This is a genomic window from Streptomyces viridochromogenes, from assembly GCF_001270495.1.
In the GTDB taxonomy this organism is placed as follows: Bacteria; Actinomycetota; Actinomycetes; order Streptomycetales; family Streptomycetaceae; genus Streptomyces; species Streptomyces viridochromogenes_A.
Genome location: NZ_LGUR01000025.1, coordinates 104,971 through 130,258, shown reverse-complemented (window position 1 = coordinate 130,258; position 25,288 = coordinate 104,971). Strand labels below are relative to the sequence as shown.

The window sequence follows — 25,288 nt, the reverse complement described above, 5'->3', positions numbered from 1 at the left end:
GTCGACCCATGACTTCTACGTACGCTGTACTTAGTGAAGGCCTGGAGAAGCGGTTCGGCGAGGTCCACGCCCTGCGCGGACTCGATCTGGCCGTCGCGCAGGGCACCGTCTGCGGCCTCCTCGGCCCCAACGGCGCGGGCAAGACGACGGCGGTACGCCTCCTCACCACGCTGCTGCGCCCGGACGCCGGCTCGGCCCGAGTGGCCGGGCACGACCTGCTCCGCGACCCGGACGCCGTCCGCGGCAGCATCGGCGTCACCGGCCAGTACGCCTCGGTGGACGGCGACCTCACCGGCCGCCAGAACCTCCAGCTGTTCGCCCGGCTGCACCGGGTCCGCGGGCCGGCCGGGCGGGCCGGCGAGCTCCTGGACCGCTTCGGACTGGCCGAGGCGGCCGACCGGCCGGCGTCCACCTACTCGGGCGGGATGCGGCGCCGCCTCGACCTCGCGGCGAGTCTCGTCCGCCGCCCCGAGGTGCTGTTCCTGGACGAGCCCACGACCGGCCTCGACCCCGCCAGCCGCAACCGGATCTGGGACTGCGTACGGGAGCTGACCGCCGACGGCACGACGGTGCTGCTGACCACGCAGTATCTGGAGGAGGCCGACCAACTCGCCGACGACATCGCCCTGGTGGACCGGGGCCGGGTCGCGCACACGGGTTCGCCCGCCCAGTTCAAGTCGGTCATCGGCGCACATGTCGAGGTCGTCGTCACCGACCCGGACGTGCTGGTGAAGGCGGCGGCCGTACTGGATCAACTCACCGGCGCGGAGCCGTCGTTCGACCATGAGCGGCGCGCCGTCGCCGCGGTCACCCGGGACGCCACGCTCACGCTCCCCCGTCTGGTGCGCGAACTCGACGCGGCGGGCGTGCCGTTGCTGGACGCCAGCCTCAAACCACCGACTCTCGACGACGCGTTCCTGCGACTCACCCAGGAAGCTCAGGAGACCCAGGACACCCAGGAAGAGGAGCGTGCGGCATGAGCACCCTGGCGTACGACGGCGGCGCGATGCTGGGCCGTCAGCTGCTGCGGATCCGGAACAACCCGGGGCTGCTGATCCTGACCCAGACCATGCCGATCACCATGCTGCTGTTCTTCGGCTACGTCTTCGGCAGCGCCCTCGCGATGCCCGGCGCGGAGTACCGGTCCTTCCTGGTGCCCGGTCTGCTGGTGGCGACCGCGGCGAACGGGCTGATGACCGGCATGTTCCAGGCCGCCCAGGACACGCACCGGGGCGTGATGGACCGCTTCCGGACGCTGCCGGTGAGCCGGGCCGCCGTACCGCTGGGACAGGCGGCCGCGGATCTCGTCGTCACCGCCGCCGGGACCGTGCCCTTCCTGCTGGTCGGACTCGCGGTGGGCTGGCGGATCGAGGGGTCGGCGCTCGAAGCCGTGGGCGCGTTGGCGCTGTTGCTGCTGTTCCGGTTCGCGACGGCGTGGGTCGGGATATTCCTCGGACTGCTGACCCGGAACGAGGAGGCCGCCGGTCAGCTGGGCGGGGCGACCTTCATTCTGCCGCTGCTGTCCAACGCGTACATTCCGACCGAGGGTCTGCCGGGCTGGCTGCGCACGCTCGCCGAGTGGAATCCGATCAGCGCGGTCACCATGGCCCTGCGCGACCTCTTCGGCAACGCGCCCGTGCCGGACGGCGCCGCCTGGCCGGTCGCCCATCCCGTCGCCGGGTCGCTGGCGTGGTGCGCGGTACTGCTCGCGGTGTTCGCGCCGCTCGCCGTACGCCGGTACGCGCGCGGCGAGTGACGATCACCGCGTGCCGAGTGCCCGTCAACTCCCTTGCGTGACCGACCTCGTGACACACCTGTTACGCAAGGGACGCGGGCCGAAGAGCGGGGTGGTGGGTGGGGTGGGGAACGTGCCCGCGCTCAGGTAGCCCTCCGGGCCACCGCTGCCTGCCGTGGGGATGACGGACGGGGACAGCGTGGTACGGCTCCGGGACGGGTGAGCTGCCGAGCGCGGGCTTTCGAGGTCGTTCGAGGGTCGCAGGTGCGGCTCAGCGGCCGCCGAACAGCGAACGGCGGAGCCTACGCAGCGGGGCGAAGAGCGAGACACGGCGAACCCGCGCACCCCGGTCACTGCGCTGCGTGGTGTCACGGCTGGTCAGCTCACGCATCAGCGAGGTCGCCTCGGCCGCTTCCCTCTGCGGCACGGCGGGACCCGCCAGCACCGAGAGATGGCGGTCGAGACGCGAACTGGTCGCGTTGCTCCCGCAGGTGATCGCAGGGACCCTCGCCCTGCTGCGCACTGTTATCTGATCCATGTCACTCCCCACCCGTACGAGTCCACCCGGCCCGGGCAGGTTAACCCTATCGCCCCGGTGGGGCACGCGTGTATCGCGGTCACAGGATTCACCTTCCCCGTAAGGGTGTTGACGACCCATCCATGATTACTCTCCGAATCCAACCGATTTCAGGGCGAGTTGGACAACGGGCTGGGTGGTGGGTTGCGGTGACCCCCCGTCGGGCTCGACGGTCACAGCCAGTGACGTCGCCGATTTGTCGAGACCGGAGGCGATCAGGGGCGTGTCGCCGTCGAAGAGCCCGAGGGAGCGCGGTTGCACATCGGGGCGCATCAGCCAGAGCTGGTGCACCCGGCCGCTCGACAGCTCGCCGTATCCGCGCAGAGTGACGATGGCGCGCCCCTTCGATGCGGAGGCGACCACTCCGATCGTCCGGCCCTCCGCGTCCTCGCCGGCGGTCGCCCGGGCGTCGGGTGCCGCGAGAACGTTAGCGATCTCACTTGCCCGAGCCTGCTGGGCGTCCAGTTGCTCCTGCGTCCTGTTCGCCTGGACGGCGAAGAGGGAGGCGACGACGAGGGCCGCGGCGGCCGTGGCGGTGGCGAACGGCACCAGCAAGGGGCGTGGCCTGGACACACGGGTGCGCGGCGGCGGCTGGGTGCCCCACACATGTGGCGGCAGTTGGGGCGCACGCGCGCGTGCCGTCTCCCGCCCGGGGGACTCCTGCGGAGTCGTGCGTACGGCGGCCAGCACGCGGTCGCGCATCGCGGCCGGCGGCGGGGCGGCCGCCGACCAGGCGAGCCGGACGGCGTCCTCGGACAGGGCCCGCACCTCGGCGGCACAGCTGTCGCAGCTCTTCAGGTGCTTCTCGAAGCGGTGGCGCTCGGCGGGTTCCAGCGCGTCCAGGGCGTAGGGGGCGGCGAGGGAGTGCAGGTCCCCACGGCCGAGAAGACGGTCGGCGAGGCTCATGCGACACCTCCCAGGCACTTGCGCAGCTGGGTGAGTCCGTCGCGCATCCGGGTCTTGACCGTGCCCAGCGGCAGCGAGAGCCGCTCGGCCACTTCACGGTAGGTGTAGCCGTCGTAGTAGGCGAGGGTCACGGACTGGCGTTGCAGCGCGGTGAGCCGGTCGAGGCAGCGGCGTACCCACTCACGCTCCAGTCCGGCCTCGACCTCCTCGGCGACGTGGTCGAAGGCCGGGTGGTTCGCGCGGAGCGCCTCGCGCTGCTCGCGCTCGCCGGCCGCGCGGGCGCTGCGCACCCGGTCGACGGCACGTCGGTGGGCGAGGGTGAGGACCCACGACAGGGCGCTGCCCCGGCGCGGGTCGAACTTCGCGGCGGACCGCCACAGTTCGAGCAGCACTTCCTGGGCCACCTCCTCGGACTGGGCGGGGTCGCGCAGCACACGTCGCACGAGCCCGTACACCGGACCGGAGACCAGCCCGTACAGCTCCTCGAACGCCTTCTGGTCACCGCCCGCCACGAGCACCAGCAGTTCGTCCGCCTCCAACTCGTCTCCCCCTCCAGTCAGACCGCAGCGCGGCCGTCTCGTCCCGCGAGGCATTCGCAACGAACCCACCTCCGGATGGGGTTACGGATCAGCGGGCCGAAAACGCGGGTCGCCCCTCGATGAAACAACTTTTCAGTTCGGCCGTAAGAACGCTTGGGATTCCACCAATCCACCCTGGCGATGGCTCCGAATCGGGTTCGTCAGGCAAGTTGGCACTGAGGACGGACGGCATGACACCTAATTCCAGGAGCGGTGCGGGACGCAGGGGCCTCGCGACCCTTGTGTGTGGTGCGCTGGCCGCCGGAGGGCTCGCAGCCGCCGGCGTGACCGCGCTGGAACCGGGGGCGGCCTCCGCCTCCAGCCACCGGGAGGCCCCGCTCATCTCGGGGACACCGCAGTACGACAACACGGACGTGTACGCGTTCGTCAGCCCGGACAAGCCGGACTCGACGACGATCATCGCGAACTGGATCCCCTTCGAGGAACCGGCCGGCGGACCGAACTTCTTCACGTTCGCCGAGGACGCGCAGTACGACATCCACATCGACAACAACGGTGACGCGCAGGGCGAGTTGCTCTACCGCTTCACCTTCGACACCCACATCAAGAACAAGAAGACGTTCCTGTACAACACCGGGCCGGTCGAGAGCCTGGACGACAAGGACCTCAACATCACGCAGACGTACGACATCGAGCTGATCAAGCTCAAGGACCAGTACCCGGTGTCGAAGACGAAGGTCGCCAACGACGTGCCGGTGGCCCCGTCGAACGTCGGCAAGGCGTCGATGCCGGACTACGCCAAGCTGCGCGAGCAGGCCGTGCACAAGCTCGCGGGCGACGCGACGTCGTTCGCCGGGCAGGCCGACGACCCGTTCTTCCTGGACCTGCGGGTCTTCGACCTCCTCTACGGCGGGAACCTCTCCGAGGTCGGCAACGACACGCTCAAGGGCTACAACGTCAACTCGATCGCCCTGCAGGTCCCGAACCACATGATCGCCGAGTCGGCGGACCAGCCGGTCGTGGGCATCTGGTCGACGACCCAGCGCAAGGGCGCCGACGGCCAGTTCCACCAGGTGTCGCGGCTCGGCATGCCGCTGGTCAACGAGGTCGTCAACCCCCTCAAGGACAAGGACAAGTTCAACGCGTCCGCGCCGTGGGACGACGCCCAGTTCCTGAAGAACGTCACCAACCCGGAGCTGCCGAAGCTCATCGAGGCGATCTACAAGATCCCGGCCCCCGACGAGCCGCGCAACGACCTGGTCGACGTCTTCCTCAAGGGCGTGAAGGACCTCAACCAGCCGCCGCACGTGACACCGTCGGAGATGCTGCGCCTGAACACCTCGATCGAACCGGCCGCCGAACCCAAGCGGCTCGGTGTCCTCGACGGCGACAACGCGGGCTTCCCGAACGGCCGTCGCCTCACCGACGACGTGATCGACGCCTCGCTCCAGGTCGTCGAGGGTGAACTGCTGGGCGCCAAGAACGACTTGGGCGACGCGGTCGACAAGAACGACAAGGACTTCGAGAAGGCCTTCCCGTACGTCGCCCTCCCGACCGAGGGTTCCCGCGGCCCGCTCGCCAAGGGCACGGACGGCGAGACCGACGTCCGCAGCCAGCTGGGCGACGCGCTGCAGCCGGCGGGTGCGGGTGCCTCCGGCCTGGATGACACGACCCTGATCGCCGGTTCGGCGGGCGCCGGCGCACTGGGGATCCTGCTGATCGGCGGGGCCCTGATGTGGTGGCGCCGGATGCGGGACCGGGCCTACTAGGCCCACAACAGAGCTGGCGCGGCCCGCGAAGTACTCATCCCCCCACGGCGCGGGCCGCGCCGCCGCATGCGACCACAGCCTTTGCCGGCAAGCGGATCGAGGAGAGGGCATGGCCCCGCGGACGAACGACAACGAACCCCAGCAGCCCGTCCGGCGTTCGAGGACGAGGCCGTTCAGGCCGACGGGGGTCCAGGGGGCGGAGCCCGAGCCCCCTGGCGGGGTCGAAGGGGCGGAGCCCCTTGAGGATGGGACGGGTAGGGGCGGCGGGGGCGAGGCAACCCGCGAGCAGCGCGTCGCCGCCGTACGCCGCGTCGCCGCGGCCGTACGCCGCAGCCGGGCACTCCATCTCGCCGGATGCTCGGCCCTGCTCGCCGTAGCCCTCACCGCCGGCTCCATCGCGCTCAGCGCGGCACGCGACAACAACGGCCAGAGCGTCGCCCCCGCGTCCGCCGCCGTCTCCCCCGGCCTCCTCGCGACCGGCGACCTCGACACGGGCATCTCCTCCCTCCAGGCCCATCTCCGCGACCAGCCGAGGGACTTCACCAGCTGGGCGACCCTGGGACTGGCCTACGTCGAACAGGCCCGCACCAAGGGCGACCCCTCCCGCTACCCCCAGGCCGAGCAGGCCTTCGGGCGGTCACTGGAGCTGAGCCCCGACAACGACCAGGCTCTCGCCGGCCGCGCCGCCCTCGCCGCCGCCCGGCACGACTTCGAGGACGCGCTGAACTACGCCGACCAGGCACTGAAGGTGAACCCCTACAGCGAACGCGCCCTGTGCACCCGTACCGACGCCCTCGTCGAACTCGGCCGCTACGCCGACGCCGCCAAGGCCGCCGAGACGGCCGACGACCGCCGCCCGGGCATCCCGGTCTTCACGCGGTACGCATACGTCCAGGAGCTGCGCGGCGACGTACGGACAGCCGAGCGGGTGCTGAAGCAGGCCCTCTCCGCCGCCACCACCCCCGGCGACATCACCTACGTCGCCACCCAGCTCGGCCAACTCGCCTGGAACCAGGGCGACCACGGCACCGCCCTCACCCACTACGCCCGTGCCCTCGCCGCCGACGAGAACTACGTCCCCGCCCTGGAAGGCCGCGCCCGCGCGCAGGCCGCGAGCGGTGACCGGGACGGCGCGCTCAAGGGCCTCAAGGACGTCGTCTCCCGCTACCCCCTGCCCGGCCCGCTCGTCGAACTCGGCGAGCTGTACGAGGCGGCCGGCGACAAGGTCAAGGCCGACGACCAGTACGCCCTGGTCGACGCCTGGACGGCCCTCGCCCGCGCCAACGGCGTCAACGCGGACCTGGACACGGCCCTCGCGGCAGCCGACCACGGCGACAAGGCGTCCGCCCTGCGCGCCGCCCGCGCCGAGTGGGACCGCAGGCAGACCGTGCACACCGCGGACGCCCTCGCCTGGGCACTGCACGTCAACGGCAAGGACGACGAAGCGCTCCCCTACGCCCGTAAGGCCACGGCCACCGGCTACCGCAACGCGGCGTTCCTCTACCACCGCGGGATCATCGAGCGCGCCACCGGCCACGCCGAGGACGCCCGCGCACACCTGCGGGCCGCGCTGAGGCTGAACCCCGGCTTCTCACCGCTGGGCGCCCGCGAAGCCCGTACGGCGCTCAAGGACCTGGAGGCGGCCAAGTGACCGCTCGTCGTCTGCTCGCCTCCTCCGCGGCCGTTCTCACGGCGGCCTGCTCGCTCACGCTGTTCCCCGCCGGCTCCGCGAGCGCGCACCCCCTCGGCAACTTCACCGTCAACCGCTACGACGGGCTCGTCGCCGCCCCCGGCGAACTGCGCGTCCACCATGTCGAGGACCTCGCCGAGATCCCGGCGACGCAGGCCGAGCCGGACATCGAGAAGACGGGCAGGACGGCGTGGGCCCGGCAGCGGTGCGAGGACGCCGCGCGGGACAGCGAGGTCACCGTGGACGGCCGCACGGTCGGGCTGACGCTGAACAGCAGCCACGCGCGCGTGCGGCCCGGTCAGGCGGGGCTCGACACCCTCCGCGTGGAGTGCCGGCTGACGGCGCGGCTCCCCGAGGACACCACGATCGACCTCGGCTTCCGCGGTGCGGGCGCCGAAGCCGGCCCCGGCTGGCGGGAGATCACGGCGCGCGGGGACCGTATGACGCTCGCCGCGTCGGACGTACCGAAGGACTCGGTCTCCCGTGAACTGACCGAGTACCCCGAGGAGTTGCTCTCCTCCCCGGCCGACACGAGGACCGCGTCCCTGCGCGTGCGCCCGGGCGGGCCGGCCCTCGCCGAGGCGGAACAGGACACCCCCGCCTCCTCCGTCCTCCCGCGCGGCGCCGACCGCTGGACGCGGGCCCTGGACGGCCTGGTCTCCCGCCAGGACCTCACCGTCGGGTTCGCCGCCCTCGCCCTGGTCCTCGCGATCTTCCTCGGCGCGATGCACGCGCTCGCCCCGGGCCACGGCAAGACCCTGATGGCCGCGGTGGCGGCGGCTCGCGGCGGCCGGGCCCGTATGAAGGACGTCCTGCCCCTGGCCGCCTCGGTGACGGTCACGCACACCCTGGGCGTGGTCGCCCTCGGCCTCCTGGTCACGGCCGGCTCGGCGGCGGCACCCTCGGTGATCACCTGGCTGGGCATCGCGAGCGGCGCCCTGGTGATCGCGGCGGGCGCGACGCTCGTACGGCGCGCCTGGCACGTCCGGAAACACGGGCACGGACACGGACACGGGCATGGCCACCCGCACGGGCACTCTCACGATCACGACGACCACACCCACACCCACACCCACACTGACGCCCACGAGCGCCAACCGGTCCTGGTCGCCGCGCACACCCCCTCCTCAGCAGAGGCCCCCGCGCCCGCGCCGAGCCACACCCACGACCACCATCACAGCCACCAGCACGAGCACGAACACCACCACGAGCACGACCACGCCCCCACCCGAACCGCCACCCACGGCCTTCTCACCCACACCCACAACGGCTTCACCCACACCCACTCCACCGCCCCCACCCTGCGCGGCACGATCCTCCTCGGCTTCGCCGGCGGGCTCGTGCCCAGTCCCTCCGCGGTCGTCGTGCTCGTCGGCGCGGCGGCGCTCGGGAAGGCGTGGTTCGGGCTGCTGCTCGTCGTCGCGTACGGCGTCGGGCTCGCGCTCACCCTCACCGCGGCCGGGTTCGCCGTCGTGCGGCTGGGTACGGGAGTGGCGCGGGTGCTGGACAGGCAGCCCCGCTGGATGGCCCACCCCCTGACGGTCTTCGTCCGCAGGACCGCACCACTGGGATCGGCGGTGCTCGTCGTACTGATCGGGGCCGGATTGGTTCTCCAGGGGGCGGCATCCGCACTCGGCTGAGCTACTTTTGGGTAGAAATCGTGCGGAGTGGAGAGTGCACACGGATGCGATTGGGGGACGCCCGTGTCCGAAGAATCCGGCAGTGAACGTCTGATCGCGGGCCGCTACCGCCTCCTGTCCCCGCTCGGCGAGGGCGGCATGGGCACCGTGTGGCGGGCCCGTGACGAGCTGCTGTACCGCGAGGTCGCCGTCAAGGAGGTGCGGGCGCCGCACGGGTTGCCGGCCTCGGAGGTCGAGCGGATGTACGCCCGGCTGGAGCGCGAGGCGTGGGCGGCGGCGCGGGTCGCCAACCGCAATGTCGTGACGGTGTACGACGTGGCCACGCAGGACGGCCGGCCCTGGATCGTGATGGAGCTGGTGCGCGGCATCTCGCTGGCCGAGTTGCTGGACGCCGAGGGCCCGCTGAGCCCGCAGCGTGTCGCGCACATCGGCGCCGAGGTGCTGGCCGCGTTGCGGGCCGCGCACGAGGCCGGGGTACTGCACCGGGACGTGAAGCCTGCCAACGTGCTGATGTCGAACGACGGCCGGGTCGTTCTCACGGACTTCGGTATCGCCATGGTCGAGGGCAGCTCCGCGCTGACGATGACCGGCGAGGTCATCGGCTCCCCCGAGTTCCTGGCCCCGGAGCGGGCGCTGGGCCGCACACCCGGCCCGGAGTCCGACCTGTGGTCGCTCGGCGTCCTGCTGTACGCGGCGGTGGAGGGCCACTCCCCGTTCCGCCAGAACACCCCGCTCAGCACCCTGCGCGCGATCGTCGACGAGGAGCTGCCCCCGCCCCGCCGGGCCGGGCCGCTCGCCCCCGTCATCGAGGGGCTGTTGCGCAAGGACCCGGCCGAGCGGCTGCCGGCCGACCGGGCCGAGCAGGACCTGCGGGTCATCGGCGCGGGAGGGACGCCGCGCGCGGACGCCGTGGGCGCGGCTCCTCACACCCCGACCGTCGGGGCGTTTCCGACGCCTTCGGCGACCGCCCCGACGGCTCCGGTCCCGCCGCCCGGACCCACCAGGCCCGCACCGGCCGCCGTTCCTGACCGGGACACCGCCCCCGTCCGTCCCGACCGCGACCGCCGCGCCCGGGTCGCCCTGATCGCGGGCGTCACCGCCCTCGCGCTGGCTGTGGCGGGACTGACGTACGCCCTGCTCAACCGCGGGGACGACAACGGCGGGAAGGCGGGCGGCGGGGGCACCACCGCGCAGACGGGTGGCGGGGCCTCGCCGACCGAGACCGAGTCCGAGGACGAGAACGCGGCCGGCGGCCGGAACCCGACGCCCAGCCCGAGCGGCAGCCGTACGAGCGCTCCCCCGCCGCAGTCCGTACAGGTGTCGCTGGCGGGCGCCAGGACCGAGTACTCCGGGGCCTGTCCGCCGCCCAGCGGCGACGCGCCCGCCTTCACGGCCACATTCACCGTGGGGCGGCTGCCGGCGCAGGTCAGCTACCGCTGGGTGTCCAGGGACGGCGACGTCATGGACCAGGGGTGGAAGACCCTTTCGTTCCCGGAGGGGGGCGGACGGACCAAGCAGGACAGGGCGTTCGTGACGACGTACGACGAGACGGGGACGTTCGAGAACGAAATCAGCGTCGAGGTGCGCGACCCGGTGGAGACGAAGTCCAACTCGGTGCCGTTCTCGGTGACTTGTGTGACGGAGACCCCGACGGGCGGGGTCTCGCCAACGCCTACCGAGTCACCGGGTGCCTAGGAGTCAGGCCGCCGCGTCCAGCACCGGCAGATATCCACCCGACTGGCCCGCGGCCGTCGGGTGGTACGACTCCGGGATGTTGAGCCAGTTCACCGCGTGCATCCACGAGCTGCCGGAGCAGAGCTCGTGCCCGGTGAAGGTAGGCCGTACATCGGCGAAGGTGAAGCCGTGGTCCAGGGCGCGCTTCTCGGTGGCGGCGTTGATGTGGTCGGCGGCGTCGTTGAGCGCCCTCCGCTTGGTCTCGGAGAGGCCGATGCACCCCGACACGCCCAGCTTGTAGAAGCGGGGGTAGCCGAGCACGACCACATGGGCGGACGGGGCCTTGCTCCGGATGGCGGTGTAGACGGTGTCGAGCCGGCCGGGCAGCGTCGAGTCGACGAACGCCTTAGCGGTGTTGATGCGGGAGACACAGGCGTTGTCGCCCTGGAGCACACAGGTCGTCATGATGTCGGCGAAACCCGCGTCGTTGCCGCCGATCGAGATGGACACCAGTGCGGTGGCGGAGCTGAGCGGGCCGAGCTGACTGGCGGTGACATCACCCGTTTGAGCGCCCGAGCAAGCCGTGAAGTCGAAGGACGAGGGTGAGTTCGCGGCGGCCCACAGGTACGGGTACGCCTTCGTGCTGCGCTTGCAGTCGCCGCTGGCGCCGATGTAGCTGCCCGCGCCGAGACCGGAGGAGTAGGAGTCGCCGAGGGCCACATAGCCGCCCGCGGCGGCGGTGTCGGCGGCCTGCGCGGTGGCAGCCCCGGTGAGGGCGGTGCCGACGGCGAGGAGGAGTGAGGCGACGTATACGGAAAGTCGGGAACGTCTCATGGAACCTCCCTATAGCAGGATCTCTGCCATAACCGTCGTACCAACTACGCGTGTTGACGGGAAGTGTCCATGCCAAGACTTTTCGGCCCATCGAGGGCCTCATCCTGCGAGTTGACCGTCCGTTTGATTTCGTGTCCATGACAGGATTGTTGACAGGTCGTCAACTCCCTTGTCCTCCATGCCGGGAGCACAGATCCTTTACCTCGGCCGGAACGGGAACGCGACGTTCCGGGCCGTGCGTGCGCCCCCGCACGCACCCCCCACATGTGCGCGCACCACCCATGCGCGCCGCCAAGAGGAGGACTCCCTCGTATGGCACAACTGCGTAGCAGGAAAATCCGGTTCGCCGCGATAACCAGCCTGGCGACCGCCGCCCTCGTCGGCGGACTCACGTCCCTGCCCGCCCAGGCCGCCCCGGCCGAGGGCAAGGTCCTGGCCGCCGGCTCCCCCACGGCGATCAAGGACAGCTACATCGTCACGCTCAAGAAGACGGCCGGCCTCAAGGCGTCCTCGGCCGCCGGCAAAGACCTGGTCGAGGAGTACGGCGGCACGGTGAAGAAGACCTTCACCAAGGCGCTGAACGGCTACTCCGCCGCCCTCTCGGCGACCGAGGCCAAGAGACTCGCCGCCGACCCGGCGGTCGCCTCCGTCGAGCAGAACCAGCGCGTCCGGATGGACGCCACGCAGTCCAGCGCCCCGTGGGGCCTGGACCGCATCGACCAGACCTCGCTCCCGCTGTCGGGCACCTACACCTACCCGGACACGGCGGGCAGCGGCGTGACCGTGTACGTCATCGACACCGGCGTCCGCATCACCCACCAGCAGATCAGCGGCCGCGCTTCCTACGGCTACGACGCGGTCGACGGCGACACCACCGCCGCCGACGGCAACGGCCACGGCACCCATGTGGCCACCACGATCGCGGGCTCGACCTACGGTGTCGCCAAGAAGGCGAACATCGTGGCAGTCCGGGTGCTGGACAACAGCGGTTCCGGCACCACGGCCGGCGTGATCGCGGGCATCGACTGGGTGACCGACAACCACTCCGGTCCCTCGGTCGCCAACATGTCCCTCGGCGGCGGCGCCTCCGCCTCGCTGGACACCGCGGTCGCCAACTCGATCGCCGGCGGGGTGACCTACGCGGTCGCGGCGGGCAACAGCAGCGCCAACGCCTCCTCGTACTCCCCGGCCCGGGTCCCGGCGGCGATCACCGTGGGCGCCACCACCAGCTCCGACGCCCGCGCCAGCTACTCCAACTACGGCTCGGTCCTGGACATCTTCGCCCCCGGCTCCTCGATCACGGCGGGCTGGTACACCAGCGACACCGCGACCAACACCATCTCCGGCACCTCGATGGCGACCCCGCACGTCGCGGGCGCGGCGGCCGTCTACCTGGCGAGCCACACCTCGGCCACCCCGGCCGCGGTCGCCTCGGCCCTGACCGGCGGCGCCACGACCAACGTGGTCACCAGCCCCGGCAGCGGTTCGCCCAACCGGCTCCTGAAGCTCGTGCCGTAACGGCGCACCGCACGGCCTGAACCCCACTGTTCCCCGGAGACGCGCGCCGTCTCCGGGGAACGTCCTGTTCCAGGGGACGTCTTGACGGCCCCCACGGAGCTGAGCCACATTGAAGCCCGGCATCCGGCGCTTCGGGGGGCAAAGTCGCCCATGCAGACCATACGTATCAGGACAGCTGCGCCTCAGGGCGCCGAGCGTGCGCGGCCAGGGCCGGGGAGGGACCTGGCGCCGCTGCTCGCGGGCGCCGCGACGGCTGCGGCGGGACTCGGCGCGGTGCTCGCGCTGGTCGACTCGGACTCGCCGCTGCGCGGTCCGTTCACCCTGTTCTTCCTGCTCGCGATGCCGGCCGGGGCGATCGCCGCCGCGCTGCGCGGGCTGGAACCCTTCGGCCGGACCGTGGCCGCCGTGGCGGGCGCGGTCGTCGTCAACATGCTGGTGGCCCAGGGCATGCTGGCCGTGCACCGGTGGTCGGTGCCCGGCGGGATCGTGGCCGTGACCACGATCAGCGCCCTCGTTCTCCTGCTGGTTCTGGTACGGCGGCTGCGCGGCCGTACGACGAGAAGGCGGACTGACTGACGTGGACATCAGCGTGTACCGCCCCGGCGAGCTCAGCTCCGCCGACCGGGCGGCATGGACCTCTTTACAGTCCAAGGCCCATCTTCAGGGTGCGCCCGAGCTGGGCAACCCGTTCCTCTCGCCCGAGTTCGCGCTCGCCGTCGGCCGTTGCCGGCGCGGGGTGCGGATCGCGGTCGTACGGGAGCGCGGCGAGCCGGCCGCGTTCTTCCCGTTCCAGCGCACGGCGACCGGCGTGGGCCGGGCCATCGGGCTCGGCGTCTCGGACGCCCAGGGGGTCGTGCACCGGCCCGGGTTCACCTGGGACGCCCGGGAACTGCTGAAGGCGTGCGGACTCGCCGTTTGGGAGTTCGACCACCTGGTGGGGCGCCAGGCGGCGTTCGCGGCGGGGGCCTCCGGCTCGTTCCCGTCCCCGGTCATGGACATCGACCAGGGGTACGAGGCGTATCTGAGCCAACTGCGGGAGCGGTCACCGAAGTTCACGAAGTCGACGCTCGCCAAGGAGCGCAAGCTGGGCCGGGACCACGACGGCGTGCGGTATGTGCACGACGAGCGTGATCCGGCGGCCCTGCGCACGCTGATGGCGTGGAAGTCGGCGCAGTACCGCAGGACGGGGCGCAGCGACCGCTTCGCGCACGAGTGGATCACCCGGCTCGTGGAGCAGCTGTTCCACACCCGTTCCGAGCCGTTCGCGGGGATCCTGTCGGTGCTGTACGCGGGCGGCAAGCCGATCGCCGCGCACTTCGGGCTGCGTGGCGAGCGGGTGCTGGCGTGCTGGTTCCCGGCCTACGACCCGGCGTTCTCGAAGTACTCGCCGGGCCTGGTACTGCATCTGCGCATGGCCGAGGCGGCCGCCGCCGACGGCATCGCCTACCTGGACCTCGGGCGGGGCCAGAAGGAGTACAAGGACTCCCTGAAGACACGCGAGCTGACGGTGTCGGAGGGGTGGGTGACCCGGCGTCACCCGGTCGCGTTCGGACACCGGGCACGGCGTGCCCCGGTCCGCGCGCTGCGCAACACCGTGCAGGCACGGCCGGAGCTGTTCGAGCCGGCGGACCGCCTTCTCAAAGGCATGGGGAAGATCCGTTCGGGACGCCGGTGACGGCCGAGACAACACGGCCGGTTACGGCCAAACCAACAAAAACGTGAGAGCTCGTTCCAGCTCTTGCCATACAGGCTCAATCATCAATACCGTCGTACATCTCACTCGCATCGGACTGTCAAACGCGGCTCTAGGGGAGGGCTCAAGACCGCGACAGGCCCGGCGCGGGGCGCGGTAGGGGGGTGCTCGGTGACGGTGTCCGCACTTGTGACCGAGTCGTGCCGCGCGACCGGCCGCCGATTATCGGTGGCCGGCCAGACATGCCAGCTCACCATGCGTGCGCGGAGATCCGTTCGACCGTGCCGTAGGTGAGATACCCCCCTTTCGAACCGGACAAAATACCGGGCCGCCCAGGGGCGGGCGGTCCACCGGACGAGAGGGACCAGACTCATGAGCTCTGTGCTGCGCCCGGCGGTCGCGGACGAAGGTCCGTCCACAGCCGGCAAGTACCGGCCCGTCTCCATGCACCTGGCCATCGCGCCACCGGTCAGCGTGGTGATCCCGGCCATGAACGAGGCGGAGAACCTTCCGTACGTCTTCAAGACACTCCCGGACTGGATACACGAGGTCGTCCTCGTGGACGGCAACTCCACCGACGACACCGTCGAAGTGGCCCGTGAGCTGTGGCCGGACGTCAAGGTCGTGCGACAGCGCGGGCGGGGCAAGGGGGATGCCCTGATCACCGGGTTCGAGGCGGCCACCGGCGACATCATCGTGATGGTCGACGCGGACGGCTCGGCCGACGGCAACGAGATCCTGTCGTACGTCTCCGCCCTGGTCTCGGGCGCGGACTTCGCCAAGGGGTCCCGCTTCGCCAACGGCGGCGGCACGGACGACATGACGCCCATCCGCAAGCTCGGCAACTGGGCGCTGTGCACGGCCGTCAACCGCAAGTTCGGCGCCCGCTACACCGATCTCTGCTACGGCTACAACGCGTTCTGGCGGCACTGCCTGGACAAGATCGACCTCGACTGCACCGGCTTCGAGGTGGAGACCCTGATGAACATCCGGGTCGTCAAGGCGGGGCTGAAGGTGCAGGAGATCCCCAGCCACGAGTACCTCCGCATCCACGGCACGAGCAATCTGCGGGCCGTGCGGGACGGGCTCAGGGTGCTCAAGGTGATCCTCAAGGAGCGGTCCAACCGGCGTGCCCTGCGCAGCCGTAGGACCCACTCCCCGGTGCTCGACTCGGTCCGGGGAGAGGCGTCTTGAGCGGTCCCGACATCTCCGTCGTGATCTGCGTGTACACCGAGGACCGCTGGGAGGACATCCTCGCGGCGGTCTCCTCGGTGCGGGCGCAGGCGTATCCGGCCCTGGAGACGCTGCTGGTCGTCGACCACAACGCGGCGCTCCTGGACCGGCTGACCAAGGAGTACAAGGAAACGACCGGTGTACGGGTGCTCGCGAACGCGGGCCCCCGTGGCCTGTCCGCCGGCCGCAACACCGGCATCGCCGCCTCGTACGGCGAGGTCATCGCGTTCCTCGACGACGACGCCGTGGCCGAGCGCGACTGGCTGAAGCACTTCGCGGCCGGGTACGCCGACCCGCACGTCATGGCCGTCGGCGGGCGCACGGAGCCGATCTGGGCGTCGGGGAAGCGGCCGGACTGGTTCCCGGAGGAGTTCGACTGGGTCGTCGGCTGCACCTACCGGGGCCTGCCGCGCGGCCGGGTCAAGGTGCGCAACGTCCTCGGCGGCAACGCCTCCTTCCGGCGTACGGCGTTCGACTTCGCGGGCGGTTTCGCCACCGGCATCGGGCGCGACGGCGACCGGTTGCCGCTGGGCTGCGAGGAGACGGAGCTGTGTATCCGGCTGACGCGTGCCAGGCCGGACGCCGTGCTGCTGATCGACGACCGGGCGGTGATCCACCACCGGGTGCCCGAGGCGCGTGAGCACTTCCGGTACTTCCGTACACGGACGTACGCCGAGGGCCTGTCCAAGGCGCTCGTGGCCCGAAGTGTCGGTACGGACAAGGGACTTGAGTCCGAGCGGCGTTACACCACCCGGGTCCTGCCGGCCGGGGTGGCGCGCGGGCTGCGGGATGCCGTACTGGCCCGGCGAGGCGGCGCGGGGCGGGCGGGCGCGATCGTCGCGGGGGTGCTGACGGCGGCCGGTGGGTACGTCGTGGGGAGTGTCCGGGCCCGCCGAGGCGACGTTGCGTACTCCGTGGCGGGGAGCGAAGGGGAAGCCGGCACCGAGGGGGAGGCCGGCGCAGAGGGGGACAGCAGATGACCGACGGGCGCGTACCGATTCTCATGTACCACGCCGTCTCCACCTCGCCGAACGACGCCACCCGCGAGCTGTCGGTGGCGCCGGAGGCGTTCGCGGAACAGATGGCGCTGATCGGCGATCTGGGGCTCACACCCGTGCGGACCGCCGATCTCGCGGCACGCTGGCGCTCGGGCGGGCCACTGCCGGAGCGGCCGGTGCTGATCACCTTCGACGACGGCTACGAGGGCGTGCACCGGCACGCCCTGCCCGTGCTCGCCAAGCACGGCTTCCCGGCCACCGTGTTCGTCTCCACGGGCTGGCTGAAGGGCCCGCACGACACCGGCGGCGGCCTGGACACCATGCTCGACTGGGCCCAGGTCCGCGAACTCGCGGAGGCGGACGTCGAGATCGGCGGCCACAGCCACACGCATCCGCAGCTCGACCAGCTCCCGGACGACCGGCTGCGCTCCGAGCTGATCCTCTGCAAGGAGATCATCAGCGACGAACTCGGCACCGTCCCGGCCTCGTTCGCCTACCCGTACGGCTACTCCAGCCGCCGGGTGCGCGAGGCGGTGCACGAGACGGGGTACGCCCAGGCGCTCGCCGTCAACAACGGCCTCGCGCGGCGGCGGCAGGGGCCGTACGCCCTCACCCGCCTCACCGTGCGCCGCACCACCGGCGTCGAGGAGTTCCGGCGGATGGTCGAGGGCCGTGCGATCGCCCGTACCTTCGCCCGGGACCGCGCCCTCACCAAGGGGTACGCCGTGGTCCGCAGAGCCCGACAGGTCCGCCGGAAGGCCATCCGTTCCCGTGTCTGACACGACGACCACGACCGAGCCCGCATCGACCGACGCGCCGGCGCCCGAGCAGTCGGGGCGCCGGCTCCGCCTGCCCGGCATGGGCGGGCCCTCCGGGGGCAGTCAGCTGTTTCGCAACGCCTACGCCCTGATGATCAACACGGGCATCTCCGCCGTACTGGGGCTCGGCTTCTGGCTGGCCGCCGCCCGCTACTACTCCGAGTCCGCGGTCGGGCAGGGCTCCGCCGCGATCGCCGCGATGAAGTTCCTCGCGGGCCTGACCGCGGTGACGCTGACGGGTGCGCTGGCCCGGTTCATCCCGGTGGCGGGCCGCAACAGCGGCCGCCTGATCTTCCGGACGTACGCGGGCAGTTGTGTGGTGGTGGCGCTGGCGGCGGGCGTGTTCCTGCTGACGCTGGACCTGTGGGGGCCGTCGTACCGGTTCCTGAACGGGGCGGCGGGCGGGCTCTTCTTCGTCGTGGCCGTCATCGCCTGGAACCTGCTCACGCTCCAGGACGGCGTGCTGACCGGGCTGCGCAGCGCGGTGTGGGTGCCGGTCGGCAACACCGTGTTCTCCGCGGTGAAGCTGGGCCTGCTGGTGGCCTTCGCGGTGGCGATCCCGACCGCCGGGGTCTTCGTCTCGTGGGTCGCGGCGATCGCGGTGTCGGTGCTGCCGCTGGGCTGGCTGGTGTTCCGGCGTCTGGTGCCACGCCATGTGAAGGCGACCGAGGACCACACGCGCCCGCCGTCCCTGCGGGAGATCGGGAGGTTCCTGGCGGGCGACTACACCGGCTCGCTGTTCTCCCTCGCCGTGGTCTATCTCATCCCGGTGATCGTGGCCGCGCAGGTCTCCGCCGAGGACAACGCGTACTTCTACATCACGGCCACCATCGGCGGCACCGTCAATCTGCTCGCCATCAACATGGGCGCCTCGCTCACGGTCGAGGGCTCGCACGACCCGCGGCGGCTGGCCGCCAACACCCGGGCCGCGCTCCGGCGCATGGCGCGGATCATGGTGCCGGTCGCCGCGGTCCTGTTCTTCGGGGCGCCCTGGATCCTGGGCGTCTTCGGCCAGGGCTACGCGGACGCGGCGACCCCCCTGTTGCGCTGGTTCGCGGTCGGCGCGCTGCTGCGGGTCGTCATGGAGACGTACTTCGCGGTCCTGCGCGCCCAGAGCCGTACCGCGGGACTGGCCTGGCTCCAGGGCCTGTTGTGCGCCCTGGTGCTCGGTCTGACACTTCTGCTGCTCCCCCGGATGGGCCTGACCGGCGCCGGCGTCGCCGAGATCGTCTCCCTCGCGGTGATCGTCACGATCACCGCGCCGAAGCTGTACAGGACCGTGCGGGCGACGTCGGCCGAGTTGCCCGAGGACGCGGCCCCCGACGGTGACCTCGCCGACCTGGGGGCGCGAGAGGTGCCCGAGGGGGCGCGCAGGCGGGGGCCCGCCTGGTCGCTCGACACCGACACCCTCGCGCTCGGCGTCCATGTCGACTTCGACCACCTGGAACGCCGGCCCGACGTCCGCCCGGGGCCCGGTACCCCGCCCACGGGCACGCCGCCGGTCCGCCCGGACCACCGGCCGACCTGGGCGCGCAAGCCGGAGGTCGGGCTGCCGGTGGAGGAGCGGGAGCCCGGCTCGGAGGCGTCGCTGGGGCCCGCCGAGGTGGACGCGCCGTTCGAGACGGACTTCGACGCGGGCAGGGGCGAAGAGGCCGTACCGGAGGAGCGCGAGGAGGCTGCCGTACGGGAGGAGGCCGTCGTACGGCAGGAGAGTGCCGTACGGGAAGAGCCGCCCATGCCCTCCGAGGAAGCCGTACGACCGTCCGACGCGGCCTCGCTCACCTGGCGTGAGCGGCTGCTGCCGACCCGTCTCGGGGTCGTCCTCGGCTGTCTGCTGGTCGCCGCGCTGCTGCTGTACTGGGTGCCCGCGCTGCGGCTCGGCGAGGCCGATCTGGACGGGATGGGCGGGCTCGGGCTGATCTCCGTGCTGCCGACGCCCACCCTGCTCGGCGCCGCGTTGCTCGCGGTGGTGTTCGCCTCGCTGCTGTGGCTGGGCCGGGAGCACCGGGCGTTGCTGCTGGTCACCCTGCTCGCGACGGTCGTGTCGCTGCACGCCCTGCCCGCGCTGATCGAGGTCGAGCCGAGGTTCGCGACGGCCTGGCAGCACCTCGGCTTCCTCGACTACATCGACCGCACCGGGTCGGCCGTGCCCGACCTGGACGCGCGCTGGAGCTGGCCGGGCTTCTTCGCGGTGGCCGCGTTCGCCGCGAAGGCGTGCGGGGTCGGCGACCTCACCGAGGTCATCCGCTGGTGGCCGCTGGCCATGCAACTCCTCTACCTGGTCCCGATGTTCCTGCTGGTGCGCTCGATGCGGGCGAGCTGGCGGGCCAAGTGGACCGGCATCTGGATCTTCGTGCTCAGCGGCTGGGTGGGCCAGGACTACTTCTCGCCGCAGGGCTTCACGTATCTGCTGTATCTCGTCTTCGCGGCGATCCTGCTGGTCTGGTTCCGGGCGCCGGGAGTGCTCTGGACGAAGCGTCGGCCCGGCGAGGTCGAGGTCGAGCCGGCGAACCGGCGGCAGCAGGCCGTGCTGCTGACGGTGGTGATCGGACTGTTCGCGGCGAGCGTCCCGGCCCACCAGCTCACGCCGTTCGTGATGCTGGGCGTGCTGACGGGGCTCGTGCTGATCGGCAAGTCCGAACTGCGTGGCCTGCCCATCCTGTTCGGCGTCATGGTGACGGTCTGGATCGGCTTCCTGGCCGAGCCGTACTGGTCGGGGCACTTCGACGAGCTCTTCGGCGGGGTCGGCGGCGTCGGCGGCAACGTGTCGTCGTCCGTCTCCGGCCGGATCGAGGGCGGCAGCTCCACCCACAAGCTGGTGCTGTACACGCGCGTGCTGCTGGCCGGCGGGGTGATGGCCTTCGCCTGCTGGGGCTGGTGGCGCCGGCGCTTCCACCACTACCGCGAGCGCTCCCTGCTCGTCCTCACCTTCGTGCCGTTCCTGGGCTTCGGCATGCAGTCGTACGGCGGCGAGATGGCGCTGCGCGTCTTCATGTTCGCCCTGCCCGGCGCGGCCCTGCTGGCCGGCCTCGCCCTCTTCCCGCGCACCGGCGTCACCGCCAAGGAGCGCGACAGGGACAAGGTGAGCCTCGCCCCGCTGGCCGCGCTGATGGCGGGCCTCGTGCTCATGGGCGGCTTCCTGGTGGCCCGTTGGGGCAACGAGCCGTTCGAGCGGATCCGGCCCGGCGAGGTCGCCGCCATGGAGTACGTGTACGCCCATGACGATCCGACCGTGCGGCTGCTGTGGCTGAGTGACGACCCGGTCAACGTCGTGACGCCGTCGATGCCGTGGGGCGCGAAGGACATGGAGAAGGTGGAGTACCTGCCGACGCTGGCGCCGGCCGACCCGGTGCTGGTGTCGGGCCTGGTCAAGTCGCTCAAGGACGCGGGTCCGAACTCGTATCTGATGATCAACCGCGGTCAGGTCACCTATCTGCGGATGGACGTGGGCTATTCGGCGACCTGGGAGTCGCGGCTGATCCGGAACCTGGACAAGCGGCAGGAGCTGAAGAAGGTCTTCGCCAACGCCGACGTGACGATGTACGCGCTGCGCAAGCAGCCGGCGGGTGAGGTTCCGAAGGCCGATCCCGGTCCGATCGGGCCGCAGGTGACCTGGACGCCGTGGTCGGTGGTCGGGGGCCTGGCGGCGGTCGCGCTGATCCTGCTGCTGATGGCCCGCGAGATCGTCCGGGTGGCCATGGAGCCGAGCGTGCGGCAGCTGCGGTGGCTGCAGAGCAGCTTCTGGTTCTCGCTGCCGCTGCTGGCGGTGTTGCTGGCCTCGATGGTGCAGCGGTTCCTGACGATCAAGTAGGGGCGGTGGAGGTGAAGTGGCTCAGCGCTTGAGCCACTTCACCTCGTACGCCTGCAACTCGACCTTCCTGCCGTCGATCTTCGCGCTGGTCTGCCGGTCGAGGGTGTTCACGGCCAGGACCGCCTTGTCCGTGGCCAGGACCCGGACGTCGGCGTTGTCCACGGACACCTTCGAGTACCCGGTCCCCGGCCGGAACTCCCTGCCGAACCGGGAGAGCAGGTCGTACATGGGCAGCTTCTCGCCGCCGCGCGCGGTCTCGGTCGGCGTCCACAGGCAGCCGGCGCAGTCGGTGCCCTGCTCCTCCTCCGGGTTCCAGTAGAAGGCGGAGGTGGTACCGCCCTTGGCCAGAGCCATCATTCCGGTGGCCTGGACGGCGACCCGGCGGGCCTCGGACCAGTCCTTGCGGTCGTCGTTGCCGTCGGCGGGCTCGACGTAGTACTCGGCCCACCACAGCGGCAGGTCACCCGTCTGCTTCCGCACCCACTGACTGACGGCCGTGAACTTGTCGGTGGCCGTGAACTCGTCGGGCAGCAGCTCGTCGTCCCGGGTGTAGCTGGAGCCGTCCACGACGACGAAGTCGGCGCCCGCCTTGTGCTCGTTCCAGTACCCGAAGGCGTCGACGGTGCGCTGGTCCAGGGCGCCCCAGGCACCCCGCACAGCGGTGGAGGCCTCCGCGGCGCGCGGGTCGACACTGTCCATCACGAGGTACGGCCCGCCGACCATGATGTCCGGGTTGACCTTCTTCAACGCCTTGTAGACGAGGTTGTAGAGCCGGGTGTAACCCTCGTGGTCCCAGCGGGCCTCGGCGTCGTTCCAGAAGCCCTTGAACTCGTTCCACACGATGAAGTGGCGTACGTCGGGATAGCGCTTGGCGACGGTCACGGCGAGCGCGGCGAAGTCCTCGAAGTGCTCGGGCTCGGGCGCCGTCTCCAGAGCGGCCTGGCTCCAGTTGGTGTGGTCGACGCCGGCCTTGCCGCCCTTCATCCAGTCGGGGGCGCAGCACAGGGTGACGACCGGGGTGCTGCCGGAGGCGCGGACGAAGTCGATACGGCGGTCCATCGCCTCGAAGTCGTAGCGCCCCTCGACCGGTTCGGGGTTGTCGGCGCCCCAGCCCATGATGTGCTGGATCTGCGGCAGTCCTCCGGCGTCCGCGAGCCGCCCCTCGACGCGTTTCACGGCCGCGGCGGCGCCCTCGTCGGCGCTGTACTGGGTGTGGGTGAACCCCCAGCCGACCTCGGGGTTCGTGGCGTCCGGCGTGACGGTCGGGCTGCCGTGCACCTTGTCGCCGTCGCGTGTGGTGCCCTCGGTGCTCGCGCCGTTCCCGGGAAGCGTGTTGAGCAGGGTCACCACCAGGGCCAGCGCGGCCACCCCCACACCGAGCAGCGCGGTGAGCCGCCACCGCCGTGCCCCCGAATTCCACCCATGACGTCCCATCAAGGACAACGGTAACGGGGGTGGCAGCCGCGCGGGCGGGTTTCGTCACTCTGGACCGTTGGCGGTACGTGCCACGGAAACCTGGTGCACCGGGCCGCCGTGTGCCGGATCATGGCCGCATGTCTGCGAACCCACACGACGCTCTGCCGATCCGGCTCAACGTCGACGACAGCGACTCGCCGTCCGACGTCGTCGACGCGCTGTTCCTCGGCCGCTTCGCGACGGGCGAGCAGCCGTACTCGCACGCGGCGAACATCGACCGCGTACGGTCCGGCGCGACGCTGCTGCCGCCGGGCGCCCGGGTGCTGCGCGCCGCCCGCGACGACGACCGCAGCGCGACGCTTGCGGAGGGGGACGGCTGGACCCTGCTCGTCTCCCGCTGGAACCGGGGAGCCGACGTCACGGTGACCGCGACCAGCGAGGAACTGGCGGCGCGCGTCCTGGGCGAGGCGACGGACGGCGCGGCGGACGAGCCCGAGCCGCAGCCGGAGAACGTGACCATGGGCTTCTGGTATGTCTCCCCCAGGCGCGGCCCGCACCGCACGACCCGGCAGATCTCCGCGGGCACCTGGGACGAGGTGCGGGCCAACTACACCGCGCCGGTGGCGGACGCGATGGACGGCCTGATGAAGACGACCCCGGAGGACATCGCGGGCCGCCTGCTCCTGCTGCACGGGCCGCCGGGCACGGGCAAGACGTCGGCGCTGCGCACCCTGGCGCGCTCCTGGCGGGACTGGTGCCAGGTCGACTGCGTCCTGGACCCGGAGCGGCTGTTCAGCGATGTCGGCTACCTGATGGACATCGCGATCGGCGAGGACGACTCGACGGGCAAGGGCCGCTGGCGGCTGCTGCTCCTGGAGGACTGCGACGAGCTGATCCGCGGCGAGGCGAAGCACACGGCGGGCCAGGCGTTGTCGCGGTTGCTGAACCTGACGGACGGCCTGCTGGGGCAGGGCCGCAACGTCCTGGTCGGCGTCACCACCAACGAGGACCTGGAGCGCCTGCACCCCGCCGTGGTGCGCCCCGGGCGCTGTCTGGCCCGTATCGAGGTGGGGGCGCTGACGCGCCCGGAGGCGGCGAGCTGGCTGGGCACGGAGGAGGGCATCGGCCGCGAGGGCGCCACGCTGGCGGAGCTGTACGCGCTGAAGCGGGGCACGTCCCCGACGTCGCTGCCGGACCCGAGGGACGGGGCGGACGCGGGGCTGTATCTGTAGCCTTCCGGTGCTTTCATGGTCGTATGGCCCTGCTCGTCGGCACCTCCGGGTGGCAGTACCGGGACTGGAAGGACGTCCTGTACCCGGCCGACGTGCCCATGCGGCTGTGGCTCGAGGAGTACACGGAGCGCTTCGCCACGGTCGAGATCAACAACGCCTTCTACCGCCTGCCGACGCGGGAGAACTTCGAGGCGTGGCGGGACCGGGTGCCGGGTGACTTCGTGGTCGCGGTCAAGGCGAGCCGCTACCTGACCCACATCAAGCGGCTACGGGACCCCGAGGAGCCGGTGACCCGCCTGATGACCCACGCGGAGGGACTCGGCGACCGCCTGGGACCGGTCCTGCTCCAGCTCCCGCCCACGTTGCGGGCGGACCCCGAACTGCTGGACGCCTGTCTCGCCTGCTTCCCGTCCGGAACGCGGATCGCGGTCGAGCCCCGCCACGAGTCCTGGTGGACATCCGAGACCCGCGAGGTTCTGGAGTCCCGGGGGGCCGCCCTGTGCTGGGCCGACGTCCAGGCCCGTCCGGTGACTCCCCTGTGGCGCACCACGGACTGGGGCTATGTCCGCTTCCACGAGGGCCGCGCCCACCCGTGGCCCCGCTACGGCCGACGCTCTCTGGAGACCTGGGTCGACCGCATCGCGACCACTTGGTCCGACGCCGAGGACATGTACGCGTATTTCAACAACGACCCTGGCGGGGCGGCGGTGGAGGACGCGGTGGTCTTCGGGAGAGCGGCGACCCGAGCGGGCCTGACGGTGACCCGCACGCCGGAACTCGCCGCACGCCGCTGACTACTCCCCGAAAGCCGCCCGCAGGGCGTCCCGCACGGCGGCGAGCCCGGCCTCCTGGTCCGACCCCAACCGTCGCACCCGCTCGGCGTACGCCTGCGCGGCCGACGCCAGCTCACGCTCGGCGGCCGAGCCGGCGGACGCCACGAACGTGCCGTTGCGCCCCCGGGTCTCGATCACCCCGTCGCTCTCCAGCGCCCGGTACGCCTTGGCGACGGTGTTGGCCGCCAGCCCCAGCGACTCCGCCAGCCCCCGCACGGTCGGCAGCCGGTACCCGACCGGCAGCACCCCCGACCGCGCCTGCTCGGAGATCTGCGCCCGCACCTGCTCGTACGGCGCGGCACTGTCGTCGATGTGGATCTTCAAGGTCACGCAGCGATTGTCCCGTACCCCCCGGAAAATGGGAGGCACCCC

Annotated in this window: 21 protein-coding genes; 15 read left to right on the top strand and 6 right to left on the bottom strand. The window is 71.4% G+C overall.

Annotated features, from left to right (window positions below):
* Window positions 1-8 precede the first annotated feature (8 nt).
* Together ADK36_RS05580 and ADK36_RS05575 are read left to right on the top strand one after the other, a co-directional pair.
* A complete protein-coding gene (locus tag ADK36_RS05580; RefSeq protein WP_053196562.1) occupies window positions 9-980 on the top strand; it encodes an ATP-binding cassette domain-containing protein in 972 nt (323 codons plus the stop codon).
* Window positions 977-1,756, top strand: a complete 780-nt coding sequence (locus ADK36_RS05575) for an ABC transporter permease (protein WP_048582438.1) — start codon at window positions 977-979, stop codon at window positions 1,754-1,756. The genes ADK36_RS05580 and ADK36_RS05575 overlap by 4 nt, the downstream gene beginning before the upstream one ends.
* Window positions 1,757-2,006: 250 nt before the next feature.
* Here ADK36_RS05575 and ADK36_RS05570 read toward each other — a convergent pair whose 3' ends face one another.
* From ADK36_RS05570 to ADK36_RS05560, 3 genes are all read right to left on the bottom strand, one after another.
* Window positions 2,007-2,273, bottom strand: a complete 267-nt coding sequence (locus tag ADK36_RS05570) for a hypothetical protein (protein WP_048582439.1) — start codon at window positions 2,271-2,273, stop codon at window positions 2,007-2,009.
* 126 nt (window positions 2,274-2,399) lie between these two features.
* A complete protein-coding gene (locus tag ADK36_RS05565; protein WP_048582440.1) occupies window positions 2,400-3,218 on the bottom strand; it encodes an anti-sigma factor in 819 nt (272 codons plus the stop codon).
* Window positions 3,215-3,757 carry a sigma-70 family RNA polymerase sigma factor gene (locus ADK36_RS05560; protein WP_030054282.1) on the bottom strand — a complete coding sequence of 181 codons (543 nt, stop codon included), beginning with the start codon at window positions 3,755-3,757 and terminating at the stop codon, window positions 3,215-3,217. Before ADK36_RS05560 ends, ADK36_RS05565 begins: the two co-directional genes overlap by 4 nt.
* A 230-nt stretch (window positions 3,758-3,987) precedes the next feature.
* Here ADK36_RS05560 and ADK36_RS05555 point away from each other — a divergent pair, with 230 nt between their 5' ends.
* The 4 genes from ADK36_RS05555 (at window position 3,988) to ADK36_RS05540 (ending at window position 10,551) form a co-directional block, all read left to right on the top strand.
* Window positions 3,988-5,526, top strand: coding sequence for a DUF4331 domain-containing protein (locus ADK36_RS05555; protein ID WP_048582441.1), 1,539 nt, complete (start codon window positions 3,988-3,990; stop codon window positions 5,524-5,526).
* 109 nt (window positions 5,527-5,635) lie between these two features.
* The gene (locus tag ADK36_RS05550) at window positions 5,636-7,177 is read left to right on the top strand and encodes a tetratricopeptide repeat protein (RefSeq protein WP_048582442.1); all 1,542 of its coding nucleotides are present in this window, start codon (window positions 5,636-5,638) and stop codon (window positions 7,175-7,177) included.
* Entirely contained in the window at window positions 7,174-8,856 is a 1,683-nt protein-coding gene (locus ADK36_RS05545) for a nickel transporter (RefSeq protein ID WP_053196560.1), read from the top strand. Before ADK36_RS05550 ends, ADK36_RS05545 begins: the two co-directional genes overlap by 4 nt.
* Window positions 8,857-8,919: 63 nt before the next feature.
* Complete coding sequence (locus ADK36_RS05540; protein ID WP_048582444.1) at window positions 8,920-10,551, top strand: serine/threonine-protein kinase; 1,632 nt, start codon at window positions 8,920-8,922, stop codon at window positions 10,549-10,551.
* Window positions 10,552-10,554: 3 nt separating this feature from the next.
* On the opposite strand, the gene ADK36_RS05535 is transcribed toward ADK36_RS05540, so the two are convergent.
* A complete protein-coding gene (locus ADK36_RS05535; RefSeq protein WP_048582445.1) occupies window positions 10,555-11,364 on the bottom strand; it encodes an SGNH/GDSL hydrolase family protein in 810 nt (269 codons plus the stop codon).
* Window positions 11,365-11,676: 312 nt separating this feature from the next.
* Here ADK36_RS05535 and ADK36_RS05530 point away from each other — a divergent pair, with 312 nt between their 5' ends.
* The 7 genes from ADK36_RS05530 (at window position 11,677) to ADK36_RS05500 (ending at window position 21,435) form a co-directional block, all read left to right on the top strand.
* On the top strand, window positions 11,677-12,882 hold the full coding sequence (locus ADK36_RS05530) for a S8 family peptidase (protein WP_048582446.1): 1,206 nt from the start codon (window positions 11,677-11,679) through the stop codon (window positions 12,880-12,882).
* 150 nt (window positions 12,883-13,032) lie between these two features.
* Complete coding sequence (locus ADK36_RS05525) at window positions 13,033-13,458, top strand: hypothetical protein (protein WP_234329682.1); 426 nt, start codon at window positions 13,033-13,035, stop codon at window positions 13,456-13,458.
* 1 nt (window position 13,459) lies between these two features.
* On the top strand, window positions 13,460-14,557 hold the full coding sequence (locus ADK36_RS05520) for a GNAT family N-acetyltransferase (RefSeq protein ID WP_048582447.1): 1,098 nt from the start codon (window positions 13,460-13,462) through the stop codon (window positions 14,555-14,557).
* 390 nt (window positions 14,558-14,947) lie between these two features.
* Complete coding sequence (locus tag ADK36_RS05515) at window positions 14,948-15,769, top strand: glycosyltransferase family 2 protein (protein WP_048582448.1); 822 nt, start codon at window positions 14,948-14,950, stop codon at window positions 15,767-15,769.
* Window positions 15,766-16,788: a glycosyltransferase family 2 protein gene (locus ADK36_RS05510; protein WP_048582449.1), complete on the top strand. Its 1,023-nt coding sequence runs from the start codon at window positions 15,766-15,768 to the stop codon at window positions 16,786-16,788. The genes ADK36_RS05515 and ADK36_RS05510 overlap by 4 nt, the downstream gene beginning before the upstream one ends.
* Window positions 16,785-17,585, top strand: coding sequence for a polysaccharide deacetylase family protein (locus ADK36_RS05505; protein ID WP_048582450.1), 801 nt, complete (start codon window positions 16,785-16,787; stop codon window positions 17,583-17,585). The genes ADK36_RS05510 and ADK36_RS05505 overlap by 4 nt, the downstream gene beginning before the upstream one ends.
* Entirely contained in the window at window positions 17,578-21,435 is a 3,858-nt protein-coding gene (locus tag ADK36_RS05500; RefSeq protein WP_048582451.1) for a lipopolysaccharide biosynthesis protein, read from the top strand. Before ADK36_RS05505 ends, ADK36_RS05500 begins: the two co-directional genes overlap by 8 nt.
* A gap of 21 nt (window positions 21,436-21,456) precedes the next feature.
* Here ADK36_RS05500 and ADK36_RS05495 read toward each other — a convergent pair whose 3' ends face one another.
* Window positions 21,457-22,869 carry a GH39 family glycosyl hydrolase gene (locus tag ADK36_RS05495; RefSeq protein WP_048582452.1) on the bottom strand — a complete coding sequence of 471 codons (1,413 nt, stop codon included), beginning with the start codon at window positions 22,867-22,869 and terminating at the stop codon, window positions 21,457-21,459.
* A gap of 119 nt (window positions 22,870-22,988) precedes the next feature.
* On the opposite strand from ADK36_RS05495, the gene ADK36_RS05490 reads away from it, so the two are divergent.
* The gene (locus ADK36_RS05490; RefSeq protein ID WP_048582453.1) at window positions 22,989-24,083 is read left to right on the top strand and encodes a DUF5925 domain-containing protein; all 1,095 of its coding nucleotides are present in this window, start codon (window positions 22,989-22,991) and stop codon (window positions 24,081-24,083) included.
* Between the two features lie 23 nt (window positions 24,084-24,106).
* Entirely contained in the window at window positions 24,107-24,877 is a 771-nt protein-coding gene (locus ADK36_RS05485; protein WP_048582454.1) for a DUF72 domain-containing protein, read from the top strand.
* Here ADK36_RS05485 and ADK36_RS05480 read toward each other — a convergent pair whose 3' ends face one another.
* The gene (locus ADK36_RS05480; protein ID WP_048582455.1) at window positions 24,878-25,246 is read right to left on the bottom strand and encodes a GntR family transcriptional regulator; all 369 of its coding nucleotides are present in this window, start codon (window positions 25,244-25,246) and stop codon (window positions 24,878-24,880) included.
* Window positions 25,247-25,288 lie beyond the last annotated feature (42 nt).